The organism is Haematobacter genomosp. 1 (assembly GCF_002196855.1).
Taxonomy (GTDB): Bacteria; Pseudomonadota; Alphaproteobacteria; order Rhodobacterales; family Rhodobacteraceae; genus Haematobacter.
Map to the genome: position 1 here is coordinate 72,214 of NZ_NIPW01000012.1, position 21,320 is coordinate 93,533.

Consider the following 21,320-nt stretch of genomic DNA (forward strand, 5'->3'; position numbering starts at 1 on the left):
CGCAACGGGGAAGGAGGCGTCCTGCTGCCCGCCGCGCCGGCGGCGCGCTTGTTCTCAGCGCATTTCCTCGACCGGCGTGACGCCAAGGATACCAAGGCCCGCGGAAATGACAACGGATACGGCCCGCGCAAGGGCGATTTTCGCCTGCGTCGCGTTGACGTCATCCTCCTGGACAAAGCGGAGCGAAGGCTCGTCATTGCCCTTGTTCCAGAAGGCATGCAGTTCGGACGCCAGTTCATAGAGATAGAAGGCGATCCGGTGCGGCTCGTTGTTGCGGGCGGCAATTTCCACCAGCCGCGGCCACTCGGCGATCTTCCGCGCCAGTTCCGTCTCCGCCGGATGGCGGTTCGGGGCAAGGTCGGTATCGGCGAGCGTCACGTCATCGACGTCGATCCCCATCTCCGCCGCCTTGCGCAGCACGGAATTCACCCGCGCATTGGCGTATTGGACGTAGAAGACCGGGTTGTCCTTGGATTGCTCCAGCACCTTGTCGAAGTCGAAATCCAGCGGTGCATCGTTCTTGCGGGTGAGCATCACGAAGCGGGTCACGTCGGGGCCGACCTGATCCACCACGTCGCGCAGGGTCACGAAGGTGCCCGCGCGCTTGGACATCTTGAACGGCTCGCCGTTCTTGAACAGCTTCACCAGCTGGGTGAGCTTGACGTCGAACTCCACCTTGTTGGCGGAAAGCGCAGCAACCGCTGCCTTCATCCGCTTCACGTAACCGCCGTGATCGGCACCGAACACGTCGATCAGCACGTCGAAGCCGCGCGAGATCTTGTCCCAGTGATAGGCGATGTCGGGGGCGAAATAGGTCCAGGCGCCGTCGGATTTGCGGATCGGGCGATCCACGTCATCGCCATAGGCGGTGGAGCGGAACAGCGTCTGCTCCCGCGGCTCCCAGTCGTCGGGCGTCTTGCCCTTCGGCGGTTCCAGCACACCCTTGTAGATCAGCCCCTCGGATTGCAGCCGCTCCAGCGCGCTTTCGATCCGTCCGGTGCCATAGAGCGACTTTTCGGAGAAGAACACGTCCATCTCGATGCCGAGGAGCGCCAGATCCTCTCGGATCATCTTCATCATCTCACCGGTGGCGAAGTCGCGCACCTCGTCCAGCCATTCGGCTTCGGGCTTGTCGAGCAGCGAGGTGCCGTATTTCGCCTTCAGCGCCTCCCCCACCGGGATCAGGTAATCGCCGGGGTAGAGCCCCTCGCGGATCTCGGGGTCAAGGCCGTTGGCCTCCCGGTAGCGCTCATAGGCGGAGCGCGCCAGCACATCGACCTGCGCGCCGCCGTCGTTGATGTAATATTCGCGCGTGACGTCATAGCCCGCGAAATCCAGCAGACGCGAAAGCGCATCCCCGAACACCGCGCCCCGCGTATGGCCGACATGCAGCGGCCCCGTCGGGTTGGCGGAGACGAATTCCACGTTGACCTTCTTGCCCTCGCCGAGCGTGGAGCGGCCGAAATCCGCGCCGTCCGTCACCGCGCCGCGAACCACCGTGTCCCAGACCCAGGGGTGCACCCGCAGGTTCAGGAAGCCCGGACCGGCGACCTCGGCCGCGGCGATGCGGGGATCGACCGTCAGCTTCGCCGCCAGCGCCTCGGCGATGTCGCGGGGTTTCATGTTGGCGGGCTTTGCCAGAACCATGGCGGCATTCGTCGCCAGATCGCCGTGGGCAGCGTCGCGCGGCGGCTCCACCGTCACGGCGGAAGTGTCCAGCCCGGCAGGCAGAAGGCCCTCAGCGGTCAGATCCCCGAGGCTGTCGACGACAAGGGCGCGAATGGTGTTGAATATGTTCATCGGGCAATCCTTTGCTTGGTCGGGACATATCACGGCAAGACGCAAGGTCAACTGACCCGCACCGCCGGTCCCTGACCGCTCCGGTTCGTTTCTGCCTTTGACATATTGACCGCGGCGGCGGGGTGCAACCCGGCGCGGAGGGATTCCGCTGCGTAAAACCTCAGCGGAAATGCTTGGCGAGCTTCAGCCCCTGGCCCTGATAATTGGAGGCGATGCCCGCACCGTAGAGCCTGTCCGGCAGCTCGGCCATCCGCTCATAAACCAGCCGCCCGACGATCTGACCATGTTCCAGCACGAAAGGCGCCTCGTGGCAACGCACCTCGAGCACGCCGCGGGAACCGGCGCCGCCCGCCGCCGCATGGCCGAAGCCCGGATCGAAGAAACCTGCGTAATGCACGCGGAACTCCCCCACCATCGCGAGGTAGGGGGCCATCTCGGCCGCGCAATCGGGCGGGATGTGCACCGCCTCCCGGCTGACGAGGATGTAGAACGCGCCCGGATCGAGGATCAGCCGCCCATCCGTGCTGTGCAGCTCCTCCCAGAAATCGGCCGGGTCGTAGCCGCCGATCCGGTCGAGGTCGATCAGCCCGGCATGGGGCTTGGCCCGGTAGCCGACCAGCGTTCCGCTGTCGGGCTTCAGATCAACCGAGAAGCCGAGCCCCTGGTCGATAACCGGCTTCCCCCCGGCGACGAGCGCGCTTTTCGCGTGGAGCGCGGCGAGTTCCGCATCCGTGAGCACGGCATTGCCGCGTTTGAACCGGATCTGGTTCAGGCGCATTCCGGGCCGCACGAGAACGGAGAAGGAGCGGGGACAGATCTCAGCGTAAAGCGGCCCCTCATAGCCGGGGGCAACCCGGTCGAACTCTGTCCCGCCGTCGGTGATCATGCGGGTAAGGAGGTCAAGCCGCCCGGTGGAGCTTTTGGCGTTCGCAACGGCGGCGATCCCGTCGGGGAGGGCGAGACGTTCCTCCAGCGGCACCAGATAGACGCAGCCCTTCTCCAGCACCGCGCCGGGGCGGAGGTCGATCTCATGCATGCCGAATTCGGCGATCCGGTCCTTCACCGTCCGCCCCCGGCCTGCAAGGAAAGAGGCGCGCACGCGATAGGCGGTGCCGGACAGGCGGAGATCAAGGCTCGCGGGTTGTATCTGGGCGGGGAGAACGGGTGCTCCGGCGGAGATCACGCCATCGGCAATCATCCGGGAGATCGCGCGATCAGGGAGAACGCCGGTGGGCAATGTCACATCATGCACCCCGGTCATCCCCAATCTGCTGCGGAATTCAATGGTCGGGCCGGCGAGATTCGAACTCGCGACCTTCCGCCCCCCAGACGGACGCGCTAACCAGACTGCGCCACGGCCCGACGGGCGCATACATAGCGACTTTGCTGGCAGGGGCAAGCGGCAAAGCGCAGTTTCTGCGCGCAAAAGTCACGGCGCCCGCGGGAGACGGGCGGCGCCTGCGGGGCGATGTCACCCCGCCTGACGCATCCTGTCCCGGAGCGCGAGAAGCCGCGACTGCAGCGGGGCCGCTTCGGGCAAGGCCGCGAGCGGCAACTGGCGGAGGCGGGCCAGCAGCGCATGCGTATCCAGCCAGAGAACCGCTGCGGGATGCGGCGCGTAAGGGGGCGCATCTCCCACCGAACCTGCAGCGACCGGCAGGCCCGGCCCAGGGGCGGGATCCGGGTCCGGTTCCGGCTCGGGTGGCGGGCCGGGTTCGGGGATGGGGTCGGGAATCGGCGAAGGCTCCCGCGCGGCGCGTGCCTCGCGCGGGCGGAGGGTGCGGACCATCGCGGTCGGGCGGAGGGGGGCATCATAGGCGGTGCCCATCTCCTCCCCCAGGCCGATCGCGATGACATGCTGAATGCCCCGTTCGCGCAGGATCTTCTGCACGCCACGGATGGTCAGCCCTTCTTCATGCAGCAGCCGCTGGATTCCTGCGATGAGGGTCAGATCCTCCGGGCGGTAGTAGCGCCGCCCGCCCGCCCGCTTCACCGGCTTGATCTGGGTGAAGCGGCTTTCCCAGAAACGCAGCACATGGGCGGGCACGCCGAGCTCGTCGGAGACCTCGCTGATCGTGCGGAACGCCTCAGGTGATTTCTCGACCCCGATCGCCAAGATCAGCCCCGGTTTCCGGCGGCGACGCGATCCTTCATGATGTGGGAGGGCCGGAAGGTCATCACCCGGCGCGGCAGGATCGGCACCTCATCCCCGGTCTTCGGGTTGCGGCCCACGCGGGCGGACTTGTCGCGCACGGAGAATGTGCCGAAGGAGGAGATTTTCACCTGCTCGCCCGCCACCAGCGCGTCCGACATGTGCTGAAGCACGCTCTCGACGAGCGCGGCCGACTCGTTCCGAGACAGGCCGACCTCGCGGAAGACGGCCTCGCTCAGATCCATGCGTGTGAGAGTGCCTTGGCTCATGGTCTATCCTCGCAACAGATCACTGGAAATCCATATGACTGTCAGGGATTAAGCCGGCCAAGTCAACATGCCGGTCACCAGCGGATGACGACCGACCCCCAGGCAAGCCCGCCGCCGATCGCCTCCGTGACGACGAGATCGCCGCGCTTGATCTGCCCGTTCGCCTTGCCCACCGACAGGGCGAGCGGAATGGAGGCGGCGGAGGTGTTGCCGTGATCCTGTACGGTCACCACGACCTTTTCCATCGTCAGGCCCATGCGCTGTGCCGTGGCCTTGATGATGCGCAGGTTCGCCTGATGCGGCACGATCCAGTCCACGTCCTGCGCCTCCAGCCCCGCCTTGGCGAGCGCGGCATGGGCCGTCTCGGCGAGCTTTTCCACCGCCTGACGGAAGACTTCCTTGCCCTGCATCTTCAGCACGCCCGCGGTCCCCGTGGTGGCGACGCCGCCGTCCACGTAGAGGATGTCGCGGTAGCGCCCGTCCGAATGCAGATCGACCGAAAGGATGCCGCGGTCGCCGGGCAGGCCATTGCCGGTCGTGGCTTCCAGCACGAGAGCGCCCGCGCCGTCGCCGAAGAGCACGCAGGTGCCGCGGTCCGTCCAGTCGAGGATGCGGCTGAACGTCTCCGCCCCGATGACGAGGACACGCTCCGCCTGACCGGACAGGATCATGCCGTTCGCATTGGCCAGCGCAAAGACGAAGCCCGCGCAGACCGCCTGAACGTCATAGGCAAAGCCCGTCGTCATGCCGAGCCGCTCCTGCACCATGGTGGCGACGGAGGGGAAGGTGAGATCGGGGGTGGAGGTCGCGACGATGATGGCGTCGATGTCGCCCGGTTGCAGGCCCGCATCGGCAAGCGCTGCCCGTGCGGCCTCGGCGGCCATGCCGGATGTCGCCTCCCCTTCCGCAGCGAAATGCCGGCGTTCGATGCCGGACCGGCTGCGGATCCATTCGTCGGAGGTTTCGAGCGTCGCCTCGAATTCGGCATTCGGGACGATCCGGGCGGGCAGGTAATGCCCCACGCCCCGGACGGCGGCACGTCTCGTCATTCGGTGGCTCCGCTGCTGGTGGATCCGGCGGTCTCGCCGGTCTGGAGGGTGGCGAGCGCCGTGGCGACGCGGGAGGCGAGGCGATCCTGGAACCCCGCACGGGCGAGCCGGATGGCGAGGTTGATGGCCGCGGCCATCGCCGTCGCATCGGCGGATCCGTGCGACTTCACCACCAGCCCGTTCAGCCCGAGAAAGACGCCGCCGTTCGACCGGCGCGGGTCCATCCGGCGGGAGAATCGCTTGAGCGATGGCATCGCGAGCAATGCCGCCATGCGGGAGAGCGGTGTCTTCTGGAACGCTTCGCGCAGCGAATCGGCCACCAGCTTGGCAGTGCCTTCCGCCGTCTTGAGCGCGACATTCCCGGTGAAGCCGTCCGTCACGATCACATCGGCCCTGTCGCCCAGAATGTCGTTGCCTTCGACGAAACCGATATAGGCGAAGTTGCTGATACCGGCGGCGGTGGGCATCAGCTCATGCGCGGCCTTCAGCTCTGCCCGACCCTTGTTCTCCTCCGTGCCCACGTTCAGCAGGCCGACGCGGGGTTCCGCAAGGCCGAGCGCGTTTCGGGCGTAGGAGGCGCCCATGACGGCGAACTGCACCAGATCTTCGGCATCGGCGCGCACATCGGCGCCCATGTCGAGCATGACATTGAACTCATGCGCATTTCGTGAGGGCCAAGCGCTGGCGATCGCGGGGCGGTTCACGCCCGGCAACTTTCTGAGCCGCAGCATGGAGACCGCCATGAGCGCGCCGGTATTGCCGCAGGAGACCGCCGCCGCGGCCTCTCCGTTCCGCACGCTGTCCACGGCGGACCACATGGAGGTGCCCGCGCCGTTCCGCATCACGTAGGACGGCTTTTCATCCATCGTGACAACCCGTTCGGTCGCACGAATCTCGCAGCGCGCCGCAAGGGGCTTGCGGCGCGCAACGAGCTTTTTCAACTCCGCCTCGTTCCCGTGAACGAGGAACGAAACGTCGGGATTCTTTTCAGCGCTCTCCACGATGCCATCGACGACCGCCGAGGGGCCGCGATCACCGCCCATCGCATCGACGGAGATGACGATGCGTGTGGTGTCCGTCTGGGGCTCCATGCGGTCCGTAACTCGTGGTGGCTTTCTGCCGTATCCCGACTGCGACTTATGCCGCGTCTTCGTCCAGATCGACGTCCTGACCGGCGGCAACCACTTCACGTTCGTGGTAGTGGCCGCAGGACGGGCACACGTGATGCGGGCGCTTCAGTTCGCCGCAATTCGGGCAGTCGTTCGGATTGGCGGCGACGAGCGCGTCATGCGCACGGCGCATGTTGCGACGGGAGCGGGTAACGCGATTCTGAGGGACAGCCATGTCACAACCTCGACTCTGGGGGACAGGCCCCTTTGATAGCACATGAGCCAGCCGCCCTCTTCCTTCCGGGAGCGTGGCAGCCAGCGGTTAAACGAGGCCGGGAACATAGCCGGATTCGCGGTGGGCGCAAGCCCTTTCTGGTCCGCCATCAGGGCGGACCCGGCGGTTCAGTCCTTCTTTGCCAGCTTTTCACGCAGTTGCGCAAGAGAGGCAAAGGGCTTGACGTCGCCGTCGCGCATCGGCGCAACACCCGGTTCGGTGAATACCTGTTCGCCGATCTCCACGCCGTCCGCCCGCGGATAGAGCGGCATGGCAAGGGCCAGCGCCTCTGCCATGACCGCGCCCGGGTCGATGGTGGACCCGAGCGGCTCCGCATCGGTATCCTCGGGGATCTCAGCCTCTTCCGCCGGGGGTTCGGGCGGATTGGCGAGATACCGCCGCTCCACATCTTCGCTGACATAGGTGGTGACCGGATCGAGCGTCACGATGCAGGGCTGAACGACTTCTGCCGTCAGATGCCCTTCAAGCACCCAGTCCTCCCGGCCGAGGGGCCGAATTTCGCCGCGGAAATGCACACCCGAGAGGCTGGAGGCCCCAACGGCGGCGGCAAGGTCGGCAAGCTCCTCCCCATCCGGCTTGAAATCGAACCGGGTGGGCTTGCGCGGGCCGAGGCTGTTGATGCGGATCGGATGGGAAAAGGACAGGGGCATGGGCGCTCCGCGATCTCGAGGCCCGTGGCGGGCGGTGGCAGGATGCAGCGTTCGCCGCAGCTCATCCCTCCAGATAGGCGAAGCAACGGCAGGCGCAAGCACCGCATTGCTGCATCCGACGAAGGGTATATCTTCCTTCCTTGAACCAGAGCGTGACCTTCTGTAAGCCATGGGGACGCTTGGAAGCAAAAGACAAGGGGACGGAATGGTCAAGCTCCGGTATCTGGCGTGGCGGAGCGTTGCCTGCCTCGCCCTGCCGTTCCTGGTGGCCTGCAGCCCCGTCTATCGCGACCATGGCTATGTTCCGACGGAACATGAGCTGGAACAGGTGCGCGTTGGCGTCGATACGCGCGAGACGGTCGCCCAGTCCATCGGACAGCCGAGCACGCACGGGGTGATGGGTGATTCCGCCTGGTATTTCGTGCAGGACCGCTTCCGCAACTATGGCGCGCTGGCGCCGGAGAACGTGGACCGGCAGGTTCTGGCGATTTCCTTTGCCCCGAGCGGCCATGTCGCGAATATCGAGCGATTCGGCCTGCAGGACGGCAATGTCGTCGTCCTGTCGCGCCGCGTGACCGAATCCGGCATCTCCAACGTCAGCTTCGTCACCCAGCTCCTGCGCAACCTCGGCACTCCGAGCCTTGACCAGATACTGCCCGAAGACCGGTAAGACCGCGCCGCGTGGCGCGACCTCACCGGCTGCCGGCGCGTCAGCGGACGAGGGTCATTCCTTCGGCTCGTGGACCAGCGCCACACCGTTGATGCAGTAGCGCAGCCCCGTCGGCCCCGGCCCGTCGGGGAACACATGGCCGAGATGCGCGCCGCAGTTGTCGCAATGCACCTCCACCCGCACCATGCCGTGGCTGCGGTCCACGCTCTCGCCCACGGGAGCGCCCTCAGTCGGGGCGGTAAAGGCGGGCCAGCCGCAGTGGCTGTCGAACTTCTCCGCCTGATCGAACAGTTCCGTGCCGCAGCCGACGCAGCGATAGATGGCGGCACCCTGCGGGAAGGCGTCGTGGCTGAAGGGGCGCTCCGTCGCCTGCTCCCGCGTGACGCGATAGGCAAGATCGGAGAGCTGTGCCCGCCATTCGGCCTCGGTCTTCTGCACGGGGAGGGGTTTTTGTTTGATGTCTGTCATTGGGGTCCTCCGGTGATCCGCGACGTGCGGTTGTTTTCAAGGTAGGGATGGAGCGGGGACGCTCCAACCCCGGGGGCCGGGGCGGGCGTCAGCGGCGTCGGCGGATCACCGGAACGTGCGTCCGCCGGAGCCGGGTCGCGGCCGCCGGATGTGGAGGAGCACCCTCCGTCGCCCGCCAGAACGCCGGGCCGCCGAGCCGGAGCCAGAGCGGCACCGCGAGCAGACCTCCCACGACGAAGCCGCCCACATGCGCCCAGTGCGCGACCCCGGCATCCGCCTCCGCAGTGAAGGCACCGGCAACGATCTGGATCACGAACCAGTAGGCCAGCACCAGGGAGGCGGGCAGAGTGATGATCCGTATGAAGAAGATGAAGATGACGAGAAGATCGACCCGCGCCTTCGGGAACAGCAGGAGATAGCCGCCCATCACCCCGGCGATGGCACCGGAGGCGCCCACCATCGGCACGGAAGACGTCGGCCCCGCCGCGATCTGCAACGCTCCCGCACCCAGCCCGGAGGCGATGTAGAACGCCAGAAACGGCAGCCGCCCCATCCGGTCCTCCAGATTGTCGCCAAAGACATAGAGGAACAGCATATTGCCGAGGAGGTGCAGGAAGCCTCCGTGCAGGAACATCGACGTCAACGCGGTTTCCGGTCTCTCTCCCGCCATGAAGCGGGCGGGCACCAGTCCCCAGCGGTCGTAGAAGGCAGCCAGCCCCGCCGGGTCCGCCATCAGCGGCAACATCATCACGAAGACCGCGACGTTGAGCGCGATCAGCAGCCAGGTGACGATCGGCTGACGGGAGGCGGGATTGTGATCGCGAAACGGGAACATGCGTCATTTTCTCCGGCACGCGGCAAGGGTCAAGGGCGCGATGGGTTTCGCAGGCAGCCGCGGGCGGTCATGCGACATCCGGCGCCGGTCTGGCCGCGCCGGGGCACGGGCGCGTTCGGCATCTCCCTTCCTCCGCGCCGGGCACGCACCTGCGTCGCCGCCGGCGCCTCCGTGCGGAAGCCTGCACCGACCCACTGACGCGGGCCGGAACATGGGATAAGCAGGGGGCCGAAGGGAGCCGCACCATGAAAACCATCCATATTCTCAATGGCCCGAACCTCAACCTCCTCGGTCGCCGTCAGCCGGATATCTACGGACACGAAACGCTCGCCGATGTGGAGACCGCCTGCGAAAAGCTGGCGCATTCGCTTGGGCTTTCCATCGTCTTCCGGCAGTCCAACCACGAAGGGGAGCTTGTGGACTGGATCCATACCGCGCGGGAGGAGGCGGTGGGCATCGTCATGAACCCCGCGGCCTATACCCACACGTCGGTGGCGATTCTCGATGCCTTGAATGCCTTCGAGGGGCCGGTGATGGAGGTGCATATCTCCAACGTCCACAAGCGGGAGAGCTTCCGCCATCACTCCTATGTCTCGCTCCGGGCCGACGGGGTGATCGCGGGCTGCGGGACGGAGGGCTACCTTCTGGCGCTCCGCCGGCTGGCGACGCTGGTCGCAGACTGACGACGGATCGCGCTTCGCAGTGGCGCGGCGGAGAAGCCTCCGCCCCGCCGCATGATCGGCCTCGGACCGCCCGCTTCGACAGGAAGCGCCGAGGCCCCGCGAGAGCCCGCGAGGCGATGCCGGCGCGCCACATCGGCCAACTTGTCGCTGGCGGAAAAAGGGTCGCGCGTTTAAGACCGGTGCGCAATTCTGGCGAGAGGTGCCCCATGTCCGACATCCGCCCGCAACCCGGTATCATGGAGATCGCTCTCTATGAAGGCGGAGCATCGCATGTCGCAGGTCAGACGGATGCGATCAAGCTCTCGTCCAACGAAAACCCCTTCGGCCCTTCCGATCGCGCGAAGGAGGCCTTCTCCCGGGCCGTGCACAGGCTGCACCGCTATCCCTCGACGGATCATGCGGCGCTCCGTCAGGCGATCGGCGAGGTGCATGGGCTGGAGCCGTCCCGGATCATCTGCGGCGTGGGATCGGACGAGATCCTGAACCTTCTCGCGCAGGCCTATGTCGGGCCGGGGGATGAGGTTGTGTTCACCGAACACGGCTTCCTGCTCTACCGGACTTCTACGCTGGCCGCGGGCGGCACGCCCGTCGCGGTGAAGGAGCGGGAGCGGACGACCGATGTGGATGCGATCCTTGCCGCCTGCACGGAGCGGACGCGGCTCGTCTATCTGGCCAACCCCAACAACCCGACGGGCACGATGATCGGCCTGCCGGAGCTGGAGCGGCTGGCCTCCGGCCTGCCGGAGGGGGCTGTCCTCGTGCTGGACGGCGCCTATGCCGAGTATGTGGAAGGCTATGATGCCGGGGCCGCTCTGGCGACGCGGATGTCCAATGTCTTCATGACGCGCACGTTTTCCAAGATCTATGGCCTTGGCGGTCTGCGGATCGGCTGGGGCTACGGTCCGAAAGAGATCGTGGATGTGCTCAACCGCATCCGCGGGCCGTTCAACCTGTCCAGCGCGCAGCTGGAGACGGCGGAGGCGGCTGTCCGCGATCAGGATTACGTCGCGCGCTGCCGGGCGGAGAACGCCCGTCTGAGGACATGGCTCGCGGCCTCGCTGGCGGAGAAGGGTGTGCCCTCGGACATTTCGACGGCGAATTTCATCCTTGCCCGGTTCGCGGACGAGGCGGAGGCACAGGCCTGTGACACCTACCTTCAGTCGCAGGGCCTGATCGTGCGGCGCGTGGCCGGTTATGGCCTGCCCAACTGCCTGCGCATCACCGTGGGAGACGAGGCATCCTGCCGCCGCGTGGCGCATGCGGTCGGCCAGTTCAAGGCGCGCGAAGGCGGAGCGGTCTGATGGCGGTGCTTTATGATCGTGTGGCGCTGATCGGGCTTGGCCTCATCGCCTCCTCCATGGCCCATGCGATACGGAAGGCCGGCCTCGCGCGCGAGATCGTCGGCTATGCCCGCAGCGCGGAAACGCGGGCCACGGCGCTGGAGATCGGCCTGTGCGACCGGGTGACGGAGACGGCGGCGGAGGCGGTGGAGGATGCGGATCTCGTCGTGCTCTGCATTCCGGTGGGCGGCATGGGCGATGTGGCGCGGGAGATCGGCCCGCATCTGAAGCCCGGCGCGACGCTGACCGATGTCGGTTCGGTCAAGCAGGCGGTGATCGACGCCGTGGCGCCCTTCGTGCCGGCGGGGGTGGAGTTCATCCCCGGCCACCCGCTTGCCGGGACGGAGCATTCCGGCCCCCGCTCCGGTTTCGCCGAGCTGTTCCGCAATCGCTGGTGGATCCTCGTGCCGCTTCCGGGCGGATCGGACGCGGCGCTGGAACGGCTGGAGGCGCTCTGCCGCGGCATGGGCGCGAATGTGGAGACGATGGATGCGGAGCATCACGACCTCGTCCTCGCCGTCACCTCCCACACTCCGCATCTTATCGCCTATACGATGGTCGGCGTTGCAGATGATCTTGGCAGGGTCACCGATAGCGAGGTAATCAAGTTCTCTGCGGCAGGCTTCCGGGACTTCACGCGCATTGCCGCTTCCGATCCGACGATGTGGCGCGATGTCTTCCTCACCAACCGGGAGGCCACGCTGGAGATCCTCGGGCGGTTCACGGAGGAGCTTTTCGCGCTGCAACGCGCGATCAGGATGGGGGACGGCCAGATGCTCTTCGACTATTTCACCCGCACGCGTGCCATTCGGCGCGGCATCATCCAGGCGGGCCAGGATACCGCCGCCCCCGACTTCGGGCGCACGAAGGCGGGCGACTGAGTGAAGCGGCGGCGCGCGCTCGCCCTCTGGCTCTGTCTCACGGGCATCGCTTTGGCGGGTGCCGCCGCTGCGGGGCCGCTGCGGTCCGACGTCCCGAAGACGCGCCCTTTCGCATCCGGCACCACCCCGGCAACGCCCGGTCCGGGCGGGGCGGTGCTTTCCGCAACGCGCCCGCTGCCCCGGCCCGCAGGGCTTGCCGCTTCGCAGGGGAAGGCCGTTGCGGCGGGGGAAGGGATGGCGCTGCTGGACGCGCTGCTCCGCCCCATGCCCCGCCCGCCGCAGATCGCGGCGAAGCGCATGCGGGAGGCCGCGCCGCTGGTGCAGAACGTGTCCTTCATCGCCCCTGTGCCGCCCGGTGCCACATCGCGGCAAGGCTCCGGCCTTTGCGGGGTTCCGAAGCTGACCGGACGGCGGATCGCCCCTGTCACCTCCCGTATTACCGGTTGCGGCATTCCCGAAGCGGTGGAGGTCACGGCGGTGGATGGCGTCCAGCTCAGCCAACCGGCGATGGTGGATTGCCCGACGGCGACCGCCCTTGACCAATGGGTGAGGACGGCGCTGAAGCCTGCCGTCGGGCGGCAGGGGGGCGGAGTGAAATCGCTCCAGATCGCCGGGACCTATGCCTGCCGTCCGCGCAACAATCTGGCGGGCGGCAAGATCTCCGAACATGGGCGCGGCAAGGCGGTGGATGTCGCGGCAGTGGTTCTGGCGAATGGTCAGGCGCTCAATGTCGCGCGGGACTGGGGCAGGGGGCAGGCGGGGCAGATCCTGAAGACCGCCCACAGCAAGGCCTGCGGGATCTTCGGGACCACTCTTGGCCCCGGATCCGACGGCTATCATGAAGACCATCTGCATTTCGACACCGCCGTCCGCCGCAACGGCAGCGCCTATTGCCGCTGACGCGGCGTGCCGTTCGTCTGGCCGGGACGGGTGGCTTGAGCGGGTGGCGTGCTGGCGGCGGAGTGCACTGCCCCGTCGCCACGGGCATCGTCCAGCGCCGGGCCGTGGCCGCGCGCGGCGATCCGCGGCGGCCTGAAAAGCTGAAAAGGCCTGAAGCGCCATGCCTATGCTTGGGAAGCCGGCCCGGGGCATCGCCAAGATGTGCAGGATTTTCGGCCGGATTTCATCGGAGTGCGAGGGACTGCCGCGCCATCACAGGCCTCGAAGCCTTCTCAGCCGGCATGAACAGGGTGCTGAGAAAGATCTCTGGGTCTGGCGGGGTGAAATCCAGCCCGAAATCCATGCATTATTGGTGATTCCGGGGCTGATTCCCCGATTTCCAGAGTATGGTCATGACACTTCAGAGCTTTTTCGGCAGCCTGTTAACAGAGTGCTGAAAAAGACATGGGTCTATCGGCCTTACGTTGGAAAACCAGAAAATCTGTCCGGTCACGAACCAAAACCTGCGGTTCCCGGGGTAGATCGTCAACCATATAGGGAAAGTCTCCGCCCCGGAGCAACCTAGGACTACCTTCTCAACGCCTCTTAAGTCCACCGCTTCCGTCAGGCGCGCCCGGACGCGAAGCATCAGGATCATGAGGGGTGCACCATGGACGCCGGACGCGGCTGATTTCCGTCCTGACCCGGCGGGGTTGCGACCGGCTCCGTGCACAGCGCGTCGGCATGCAGGATCACCGGTCGCCTGACCCTATCGCCAAAGCCTCCTGCCAGCAGCACCCCGGTGACGGGGCCTATCCCCGCCGTTCGCGCAGCACGGGCGGGATGGTCGTCAGCGGAACCGGGCCAAGGAAAACCACGCCGGAAGAGACGCGCAGCGGCACGTCCAGCGTTTTTGCCCCGAGCGTGGTTCCCGCCATGACGCGCAGCGCCACTTCGGCCACCGAACGGTTCTCCTCCGGCACGATGCCGAGCGCGATGACGATGTTCAGGATCGTTTCCCAGCCGCTCACACGCAGATGCAGCGTTCCGTCCGCCAATCCCTCGGCGCCCATGGCCAGATCGCCGGAAAGCCGCAGGTTGGCGTTTCCCCAGATGACGCCCGCATCGCGGATGCCGATCGCCCGAATCTCCGGCGTGACGCCGTTCCGGTCGAACATCGCCCGGTCGAGCGGCGCATCGAGAGTGAGCGAGGCATCGAGCGTCACCGCCTCTATCGCATCCGGCAGGCGGCTCCGCGGATCGATGTCGAGCCTCAGTGTGCCGCCCGGCGCAAGCTGCGCGGCAGAAAGCGAGAGGTCATAGGTGTCGGCCGCGGCGCCCGGCTGCTCTGTCGGCTGCAGGGCCGCCACGACCTTCGGCAACGCCAGCGACCATCCCCGGTCGGAAGCAAGCGTCACCGCCTCCCCCTCCGTGACCAGCCGTTGCAGCGCCATGCCGGGCGGCAGGCGGGTGCGGATGCTGCCCTGCATCCGGGCGGAGGTGACGGCGAGCGTCTGGTCAGGGAGGTGGATGGTCTGGCTGTCGGGCAGGGTGGCGATGATGTGAGTGGGTTGATAGGCCAGCGCCTGCAACCGCAGGAAGGGGGCCTGCCAGCCGTATCCGCTGCGGGGGTCGCGGATGTCGGGCGCGGTCAGTTCCAGATCGAAGCGGTAGGGAAACCCCCGGACCGACAGGCCCTGATGTCCGATCGCCATGCCGCGCTGCTGCTGCTCCGCGATGAAGGCCGTCGCACCATGCTCCACCTTCGAGGCGGCGAAGAACCACCATCCCGTCCAGCCGAGCAGCAGGAGGAGGGCGAAGCCGAGGATGAAGCGCATGGTCTTTCCCTTCACGCTGTGCTCCTTCTGTCTATATCGGGAGGCGGCGAAGCAACAGATGGGGACGCAGGTGGCGGAGATCGCATTCTGGGTATTCGGGTATGGATCGCTGATGTGGGAGCCGGGGTTCCGCCCGGTTGCGCGGCAACGCGCGCGGCTGGAAGGCTGGCACAGGTGCTTCTGCATGCGCTCCATCCACCATCGCGGCACGGTGGAGGCGCCGGGGCTCGTCCTCGCGCTCGACCGGCAGGGGGGCGCCTTCTGTGACGGTGTGGCGCTGGCGGTTGCCGCGGAGGAGGCGCCGGAGGTGCTCGCGATGCTCAGGGAGCGGGAGCTTGTCAGTTCCGCCTACCTCGAGACCTCCCAGCTCGTGACGCTGGAGGATGGCAGACGGGTGGAGGCGCTGACCTATGTCATCGACCCCGACCATGTGCAGTATTGCGCGAACCTGCCGCTGGAGGAGCAGGCCCGCATCATCGCCGCCGCGGCGGGCGGGCGCGGCCCGAACAGCGAGTACCTGCACAATACCGTCGGTCATCTGGAGACGCTGGGCTTCGAGGATGCCGATCTGATGTGGCTTGCCGCGCGTGTGCGGGGTCTGGCCCCGGTCAGTTGAGGAAAACCCGCGCGATCCACGGCGCGATGAGCGAGGTCAGCACGGCGTTCAGCCCCATGCCGATCCCGGCGAAGGCGCCCGCCGTCTCGTTGACCTGAAACGCCCGTGCGGTGCCCACCCCATGCGCCGCGACCCCCACCGCGAAGCCCCGCGCCCGCCAGTCCCGCACGCCGAGCGCGTTGAGCAGCGGCGTGACGACGATGGCCCCGATGATCCCCGTGAGCAGGACCAGCGCCGCGGCGAGGGTGGGGGAGCCGCCGATCTTTTCCGTGATGCCGATGGCGACCGGGGCGGTGACCGACTTCGGGACGAGCGACAGCAGCGTCTCGTGGCTCGCCCCCAGCAGATGCGCGATGACCAGCACGGACCCCATGGCGGTCAGCGATCCGACGACCAGAGCCGCGACAAGGGGGATAAGGGCTGTCCGCAGGTTCGGCAGATTGTCGTAAAGCGGGAGCGCCAGACACACTGTCGCCGGGCCGAGCAGGAAGTGGACGTATTGCGCGCCCTCGAAATACACCGGATAGGGCGTGCCCGTCGCCAGCAGCAGCCCGCCGATCATGATGACCGAGAGCAACACCGGGTTCACGAAGGGCTTGCGCCCCGACGCACGGAAGGCCGCGTCCGCGATCACATAGGCGCCGAGCGTGAGGGTGAGCCACAGCAGCGGCGCGTGGGACAGGTAGCTCCAGATCTCCGCGAAGTCAGTCATGCCGCGCCCCCTTCATCAGACGCGCGACCGCGACGAAGGTCACGGCCCCGGCCGCGATGGCGAGAATCGTGCTTCCGACAAGCGCCGCGCCGATGGCCAGCCCCTCGCTCTCCAGCAGCGGCAGATGCCCGATCACGCCGACACCGGCAGGCACGAACAGCAGCGACAGGTTGCCGAGGATGCCGGTCGCCACGGGCCGGATCGCCCGGACCAGCCGGGGCGACAGCACCAGCGCCACGGCCATCAGCACCATGCCGACGACCGGGCCGGGCACCTGGATCGGAAACAGCCGGGCCAGCGCCTCGCCGACAAGCTGGCAGGCGAGGATGAGGAACAGAGGCAGGATCATGGAGGGCGACCTTTTGCGGATGGCCAGAGGCTACGCCCGCAGCGGCAGGGGGTAAGCGGACGCGCCTGCCGTATGGGCTCCCCCGGAAGCTACGCCCGCCGGGGCGGGAGGCGCAAGACGGGCCGGGGCTGGTCCGGCAGGTGTGGCGGGGGCCTCACCAGACTGCGGGAGACAACGCTTCTGCGCTCACGGTTTTCTCCACGACCCGGTATTGCAGAGCGATCCGGCGAGCGCGGGGAGCCGTGCCGGGCACAGGCGCTCCGGGACGCGTCGCGTGGAACGGCGGGCATGGTGGAAAGCTCCGCAGAGTCTGCGCGTCCGGCGTCGGGGAGGCTCAAACTGCGGGAGACAACGCTTCTGCGCTCACGGCCTTCCTCCACGATCCGGTATTGCAAAGCGATCCGGCGAGCGGGGGAGCCGGGCCGGCACCGGCGTTCCGGGACGCATCGCGTGGAACGGCGTGCATGGTGGAAAGCTCCGCACGTTCTGACAGAGCTCCCGGCAGGCTCCGGGCGGTCCCCATCCCGTCGAGCAGCCGGGGAGGCTCAGGCGACGGGAGGGCGGCGCTTGCGCGCTGACGGTCTTTCTCCACGACCCGGTATTGCAGAGCGATCCGGCGAGCGTGGGGAGCCGGGCCGGGCACAGGCGCTCCGGGACGCATCGCGTGGAACGGCGTGCATGGTGGAAAGCTCCGCAGGGTCTGCGCGTCCGGCGTCGGGGAGGCTCAAACTGCGGGAGGCAACGCTTCTGCGCTTACGGTCTTTCTCCAGGTGAAGGATGTCGGGCGCGCATAGCCGGGATGGGCTGTCTCCGCGACGCGGTGGAACCCCATCCCGGCAAAGATCGCGTGATTCTCCACCAGTTCCACCCGCGTCTGGAGTTCGAGCGCCGCGTAGCCGAGCGCACGGGCGCGTGTTTCCGCCAAGGCCACCAGCCGCCGGGAGAGGCCCTGTCCGCGCGCCGCCGCCGCCACCGCGAGCTTGCCGAGATAGAGTGCCTCTGCCTGTGGTGTCAGAAAGACGCAGGCCTGCAGCTCCCTGGGCCCGTCGATCAGCCAGACCTCCCCCGTTTCCGCCTGCTCGGCGATGGAGGCGACCGACATCCGGTGCATGGAGGAGGGCGGGTCGATCCGCGCGTCCATATAGGCGAAGCTCTCCCGGATCAGCCGGAGGATCTGCGGGAAATCTGCGGAGGTCGCGATACGGGGTGTCATGGGCCGGAGGTTTGCCTGTGTGAGGATGCGGGAGCGCCGAAGCGGAGGGCGTTGCGATCTCTGCGGGCCTTTCGCCCGACCGATGCCGCCGAGGTCAGGATCCGGGATCGGACAGGTGAAGCCAGGGCAGACGCTCCTCCACGAAGTCATGGCCTTCGGGCGCGAAGGCGGCGGAATCGTCCTGCGAACAGGCGTAGAAATGAATCTCGCCGCCCTTTGCCGGACGATAACCCATGGGGGAGCCGCATGTGGGGCAGAAATAGCGCGTGACACCGGGGGAGGAGGCGTAGCTCGCCGGTTCTTCGCCCGTCCAGCGCCAGCCGCCGTCCCTGACTGCAAAGAAGCTGGTCATCGGGGAGGAGGTCGCCCTGCGGCAGCTTTCGCAGTGGCAATGGAGCTGCCAGAGCACCTCTCCCTCCGCGCGGTAACGGATGCGGCCACAGAGGCAGCGGCCCTCCCGCGGGAGGGATTTTTCCATGAACAGGCTGTCCGGGTGGGGATCGTAGTCGCCGAATGGCCCCCGCTCGCGGTAGCCGAGCGCGCGATAGAGCGCCACGGCGGCAGGCAGCGCCGGGCCGGTCTCCAGCCGCATCAGGCGGCTGCCCGCGGCATGGGCCTCCTGCTCGAGCGCGATCATGAGGCTGCGTGCCACGCCCCGCCCGCGGGCGGCGGGGCGCATCCAGAGCCGCTTGACCTCTCCGTAACCCGGCCTGGCCACCAGCGCCACGCAACCGAGCGCCTGCCCCTCCTCCCGCGCGATCAGGAAGACGCCGGGGGAGGCGGCGATCTCCTCCGCCGTCAGGGTGAAGATCCCGCCCCCCGGAAACACCGCTTCCATATGCGCCTGACTTTCCGCGACAAGGGCGCGTCCATCCGGCGTGAGGGGGCTTTCGGCGGCGATCGAAATCATGTCTGGGTCCAGATGTTGTGGCAATTCCGGGTCTGACTGCCGCCGGTGGGGATGTGATCGACAGGCAGCAGGTTTCGCCCTAGGATGCCCGCTCCACTCCAGAGGGAAGGTTCTCCTTGCGCTTCGTACGGCTCAGGCTCAACGGCTTCAAGAGTTTCGTCGATCCGACCGACCTCGTCATCGCCGAGGGGCTGACGGGGGTCGTCGGGCCGAACGGCTGCGGCAAGTCGAACCTGCTGGAAGCGCTGCGCTGGGTGATGGGGGAAACCCGGCCAAGCGCGATGCGCGGCGGCGGGATGGAGGATGTGATCTTTGCGGGCGCGGCCTCCCGCTCCGCGCGGGGCTTTGCGGAGGTGGCGCTCAGCATCGACAACAGCGAGCGGCTGGCCCCGCCTGCCTTCAATGACACCGATGCGCTGGACATCGTGCGGCGCATCACCCGCGATCAGGGTTCGGCCTACCGGGTGAACGGCAAGGATGTGCGGGCGCGGGACGTGCAGATGCTGTTCGCGGATGCCTCCACCGGCGCGCATTCGCCCGCGCTGGTCCGGCAGGGCCAGATCGCCGAGCTCATCAACGCCCGCCCGCAGGCCCGGCGGCGGATACTGGAGGAAGCGGCGGGGATCTCCGGCCTTTATCAACGCCGGCATGAGGCGGAGTTGCGGCTCTCCGCCACCACCCAGAACCTTGAGCGCGTCGATGACATGCTGGAGCAGTTCCTCCAGCAGATGCGCGTGCTGGAGAAGCAGGCGCGGCAGGCGGCCCGCTACCGGGAGATCGGCGCAGCGCTTCGCCGGGCGGAGGGCGCCTTGTTGCTTGCCCGCTGGCAGGAGGCTGTCGCCGCCGCGGAAGCCGCACGGACCGGGGCGGAGCAGGCCTCCCGCAAGGCCGCGGAGACAGGGGCCGCGGCAGAGGAAGCCGCCACCCTCCGCACGGACCTCGCCGCCGAAATCCCGGGGCTGAGGGAGGAGGCCTCCATCGCCACCGCTGTCGTGGAACGTCTGCGTCTCCAGCAGGCGGCCCTTGCGGAGGAGGAGGCACGCGCGGGAGAGGCGGTTGCGACCCTGCGCGCGCGGGCGGACCAGCTTGCCGCCGACCGGGAGCGGGAAGCCGCGCTCCACCGGGACGCGGGCGAAACGCTCCGGCGGCTGGAGGAGGAGGCGCGCGCGCTTCTGCAGGCGGGCGATGGCCATGAGGAACGTCTGGCGGAGGCAGAGGAGTCGGCAGAGGCCGCGGCAGAGGTGCTGGCCGAAGCAGAGGCGCGGCTCGTCGGGCTGACGGAAACGCTGGCCCGTGCCGTCGCCGATCATGAGAGCGGCCAGAGGCGGCTCTCCGCCGCCGAGACCATGGCGGAACGGAGCCTCCGGGACGCCGCCCGCGCCACCGTGCAAGCGGAGGAGGCCGAGCATCTCCGGGCGCGCGCCGTCGAAGCCGCGGAGGCTGCGGCGGAGGGGCAGGAGGCAGGTGCCTGTGCCGTGGAGATCGCGGAGGAAGCAATCGTCGCGGCGGAGACGCGGCTCCGGCGCGTTCAGGGAGAGGAGAGCGAGGCCCGGACCCAACGCACTGCCGCCGAAGCCGTCGTGCGCGCGATCTCGGCCGAAGTCACGACGCTCGGCCGGATGGTGGAGCAGGCGCGCGGCAAGAGCGCCCGGGTTCTGGATCAGGTTACCGTCTCCGCAGGCTATGAAAAGGCGCTGGGCGCGGCGCTCGCCGATGACCTAGACCTGCCGGAGCGGGAGAGCGACGGGTCCGGCTGGCGTCACCTGCCGCCGCTGCGGGAAGGGGGACTGCCCGAGGGGGTGGAGCCGCTGGCCCGGCATGTCGATGGCCCGCCGGCGCTTGCCCGCCGGCTGGCGCGCATCGGCGTGGTGACGGCTGATCGTGCGGCGGCGCTGCTCCCGGCGCTCATGCCCGGAGTACGGCTCGTGACGCGGGAGGGGGATCTTTTCCGCTGGGACGGGCTCGTCCGTGTCGCGGGGGACGGCGTGTCGGATGCTGCGCGGCAACTGGCACAGCGCAACCGCCTCGCCACGCTGCGGGTGGAACTGGCGGAGGCGGAGGCGCGGGCGGAGGCGCTCTGCGAGGGGCATGAGGCGCTGGCGGACGCCCTTGCCGCCGCAGCCGCGGCCGAGAAATCCGCCCGGATGGCCCGCAAGGAGGCGGAGCAGCGGCTGGCGGAGGCAAGCCGGGCGCTGAACCGGGCGGAAACGGAGCGTTCGGTGGCGGAAGGCCGGATGGAGACGACCCGCCTCGCCGCCCGCACGCATCGTGAACAGGCGGAGCGCGCGGCGGAGGAGGTGGAGGAGGCCCGTGCGGCCATGACCGCCTTCCCGCCGCTTGACGGATTGCGCGAGGATGCCGCCGCCGCCCGGCGCGCGGTAGAGCAGGCGCGGGCCGCCACGCTGCACCGCCGTGCCGCCACGGAGGATATCCGCCGTCAGGGCACTGCGCGGGAGCGGCGGGCGGTGGAGGTTTCGCGCGAACAGGCGCGCTGGACCGAACGGCTCGCCGCGGCAGAGGACCGTGCCCGGGAGATGGACGGGCGGGAGGCGGCCGTCGCCGCCGATCTTGCCCGCGCCCGTGCCGTGCCGGAGGCGCTTGC

The 21,320-nt window shown here is 68.0% G+C and carries 22 protein-coding genes and 1 tRNA gene; 7 read left to right on the plus strand and 16 right to left on the minus strand.

Translation table 11 applies throughout. The features are described 5' to 3' along the window. Positions 1-54: 54 nt before the first annotated feature. The 9 genes from argS to CDV49_RS09635 form a co-directional block, all read right to left on the minus strand. The gene (argS, locus tag CDV49_RS09595; protein WP_088215313.1) at positions 55-1,800 is read right to left on the minus strand and encodes an arginine--tRNA ligase; all 1,746 of its coding nucleotides are present in this window, start codon (positions 1,798-1,800) and stop codon (positions 55-57) included. A 160-nt stretch (positions 1,801-1,960) separates the two neighbouring features. Next, positions 1,961-3,061: a 2'-deoxycytidine 5'-triphosphate deaminase gene (locus CDV49_RS09600; RefSeq protein WP_088215314.1), complete on the minus strand. Its 1,101-nt coding sequence runs from the start codon at positions 3,059-3,061 to the stop codon at positions 1,961-1,963. A 23-nt stretch (positions 3,062-3,084) separates the two neighbouring features. After that, a tRNA-Pro gene (locus CDV49_RS09605) sits at positions 3,085-3,162 on the minus strand. Between the two features lie 109 nt (positions 3,163-3,271). Then, a complete protein-coding gene (locus tag CDV49_RS09610; protein WP_088215342.1) occupies positions 3,272-3,910 on the minus strand; it encodes a MerR family transcriptional regulator in 639 nt (212 codons plus the stop codon). A gap of 8 nt (positions 3,911-3,918) precedes the next feature. Next, the gene (gene ihfA / locus CDV49_RS09615) at positions 3,919-4,221 is read right to left on the minus strand and encodes an integration host factor subunit alpha (protein ID WP_035708692.1); all 303 of its coding nucleotides are present in this window, start codon (positions 4,219-4,221) and stop codon (positions 3,919-3,921) included. A 74-nt stretch (positions 4,222-4,295) separates the two neighbouring features. Further along, positions 4,296-5,270, minus strand: coding sequence for a beta-ketoacyl-ACP synthase III (locus CDV49_RS09620; protein ID WP_088215315.1), 975 nt, complete (start codon positions 5,268-5,270; stop codon positions 4,296-4,298). Further along, a complete protein-coding gene (plsX, locus tag CDV49_RS09625; protein WP_088215316.1) occupies positions 5,267-6,361 on the minus strand; it encodes a phosphate acyltransferase PlsX in 1,095 nt (364 codons plus the stop codon). Before plsX ends, CDV49_RS09620 begins: the two co-directional genes overlap by 4 nt. Before the next feature lie 46 nt (positions 6,362-6,407). After that, positions 6,408-6,614, minus strand: a complete 207-nt coding sequence (gene rpmF / locus CDV49_RS09630) for a 50S ribosomal protein L32 (protein WP_084684014.1) — start codon at positions 6,612-6,614, stop codon at positions 6,408-6,410. A gap of 167 nt (positions 6,615-6,781) precedes the next feature. Next, complete coding sequence (locus CDV49_RS09635; protein ID WP_088215317.1) at positions 6,782-7,324, minus strand: YceD family protein; 543 nt, start codon at positions 7,322-7,324, stop codon at positions 6,782-6,784. Positions 7,325-7,529: 205 nt separating this feature from the next. Here CDV49_RS09635 and CDV49_RS09640 point away from each other — a divergent pair, with 205 nt between their 5' ends. After that, positions 7,530-7,994: an outer membrane protein assembly factor BamE gene (locus CDV49_RS09640; protein ID WP_256947298.1), complete on the plus strand. Its 465-nt coding sequence runs from the start codon at positions 7,530-7,532 to the stop codon at positions 7,992-7,994. Between the two features lie 54 nt (positions 7,995-8,048). On the opposite strand, the gene msrB is transcribed toward CDV49_RS09640, so the two are convergent. Together msrB and CDV49_RS09650 are read right to left on the minus strand one after the other, a co-directional pair. After that, entirely contained in the window at positions 8,049-8,462 is a 414-nt protein-coding gene (msrB, locus tag CDV49_RS09645; protein ID WP_088215319.1) for a peptide-methionine (R)-S-oxide reductase MsrB, read from the minus strand. Positions 8,463-8,550: 88 nt separating this feature from the next. Then, positions 8,551-9,297: a rhomboid family intramembrane serine protease gene (locus CDV49_RS09650; protein WP_088215320.1), complete on the minus strand. Its 747-nt coding sequence runs from the start codon at positions 9,295-9,297 to the stop codon at positions 8,551-8,553. Positions 9,298-9,542: 245 nt separating this feature from the next. Here CDV49_RS09650 and aroQ point away from each other — a divergent pair, with 245 nt between their 5' ends. The 4 genes from aroQ (at position 9,543) to CDV49_RS09670 (ending at position 13,101) form a co-directional block, all read left to right on the plus strand. Continuing rightward, the gene (aroQ, locus tag CDV49_RS09655; protein ID WP_088215321.1) at positions 9,543-9,980 is read left to right on the plus strand and encodes a type II 3-dehydroquinate dehydratase; all 438 of its coding nucleotides are present in this window, start codon (positions 9,543-9,545) and stop codon (positions 9,978-9,980) included. A 206-nt stretch (positions 9,981-10,186) separates the two neighbouring features. Continuing rightward, positions 10,187-11,281, plus strand: coding sequence for a histidinol-phosphate transaminase (hisC, locus tag CDV49_RS09660; protein ID WP_088215322.1), 1,095 nt, complete (start codon positions 10,187-10,189; stop codon positions 11,279-11,281). Continuing rightward, positions 11,281-12,201: a prephenate/arogenate dehydrogenase family protein gene (locus CDV49_RS09665; protein WP_088215323.1), complete on the plus strand. Its 921-nt coding sequence runs from the start codon at positions 11,281-11,283 to the stop codon at positions 12,199-12,201. The genes hisC and CDV49_RS09665 overlap by 1 nt, the downstream gene beginning before the upstream one ends. Continuing rightward, on the plus strand, positions 12,202-13,101 hold the full coding sequence (locus tag CDV49_RS09670; protein WP_088215324.1) for an extensin-like domain-containing protein: 900 nt from the start codon (positions 12,202-12,204) through the stop codon (positions 13,099-13,101). A gap of 791 nt (positions 13,102-13,892) precedes the next feature. On the opposite strand, the gene CDV49_RS09680 is transcribed toward CDV49_RS09670, so the two are convergent. Next, positions 13,893-14,933, minus strand: coding sequence for a DUF2125 domain-containing protein (locus CDV49_RS09680; RefSeq protein ID WP_143413151.1), 1,041 nt, complete (start codon positions 14,931-14,933; stop codon positions 13,893-13,895). A 43-nt stretch (positions 14,934-14,976) separates the two neighbouring features. Here CDV49_RS09680 and CDV49_RS09685 point away from each other — a divergent pair, with 43 nt between their 5' ends. Next, entirely contained in the window at positions 14,977-15,534 is a 558-nt protein-coding gene (locus CDV49_RS09685; protein ID WP_088215343.1) for a gamma-glutamylcyclotransferase, read from the plus strand. On the opposite strand, the gene CDV49_RS09690 is transcribed toward CDV49_RS09685, so the two are convergent. The 4 genes from CDV49_RS09690 to CDV49_RS09705 form a co-directional block, all read right to left on the minus strand. Continuing rightward, a complete protein-coding gene (locus CDV49_RS09690; protein ID WP_088215327.1) occupies positions 15,527-16,246 on the minus strand; it encodes an LrgB family protein in 720 nt (239 codons plus the stop codon). The two genes, CDV49_RS09685 and CDV49_RS09690, sit on opposite strands and share 8 nt — an antisense overlap. Then, positions 16,239-16,595, minus strand: coding sequence for a CidA/LrgA family protein (locus CDV49_RS09695; protein WP_088215328.1), 357 nt, complete (start codon positions 16,593-16,595; stop codon positions 16,239-16,241). The genes CDV49_RS09690 and CDV49_RS09695 overlap by 8 nt, the downstream gene beginning before the upstream one ends. A gap of 724 nt (positions 16,596-17,319) precedes the next feature. After that, a complete protein-coding gene (locus CDV49_RS09700) occupies positions 17,320-17,808 on the minus strand; it encodes a GNAT family N-acetyltransferase (RefSeq protein WP_088215329.1) in 489 nt (162 codons plus the stop codon). Between the two features lie 94 nt (positions 17,809-17,902). Further along, positions 17,903-18,718 carry a GNAT family N-acetyltransferase gene (locus CDV49_RS09705; protein ID WP_088215330.1) on the minus strand — a complete coding sequence of 272 codons (816 nt, stop codon included), beginning with the start codon at positions 18,716-18,718 and terminating at the stop codon, positions 17,903-17,905. A 116-nt stretch (positions 18,719-18,834) separates the two neighbouring features. On the opposite strand from CDV49_RS09705, the gene CDV49_RS09710 reads away from it, so the two are divergent. Further along, positions 18,835-21,320: AAA family ATPase (locus CDV49_RS09710; protein ID WP_088215331.1), on the plus strand; the 2,486-nt coding region annotated here is incomplete at its 3' end.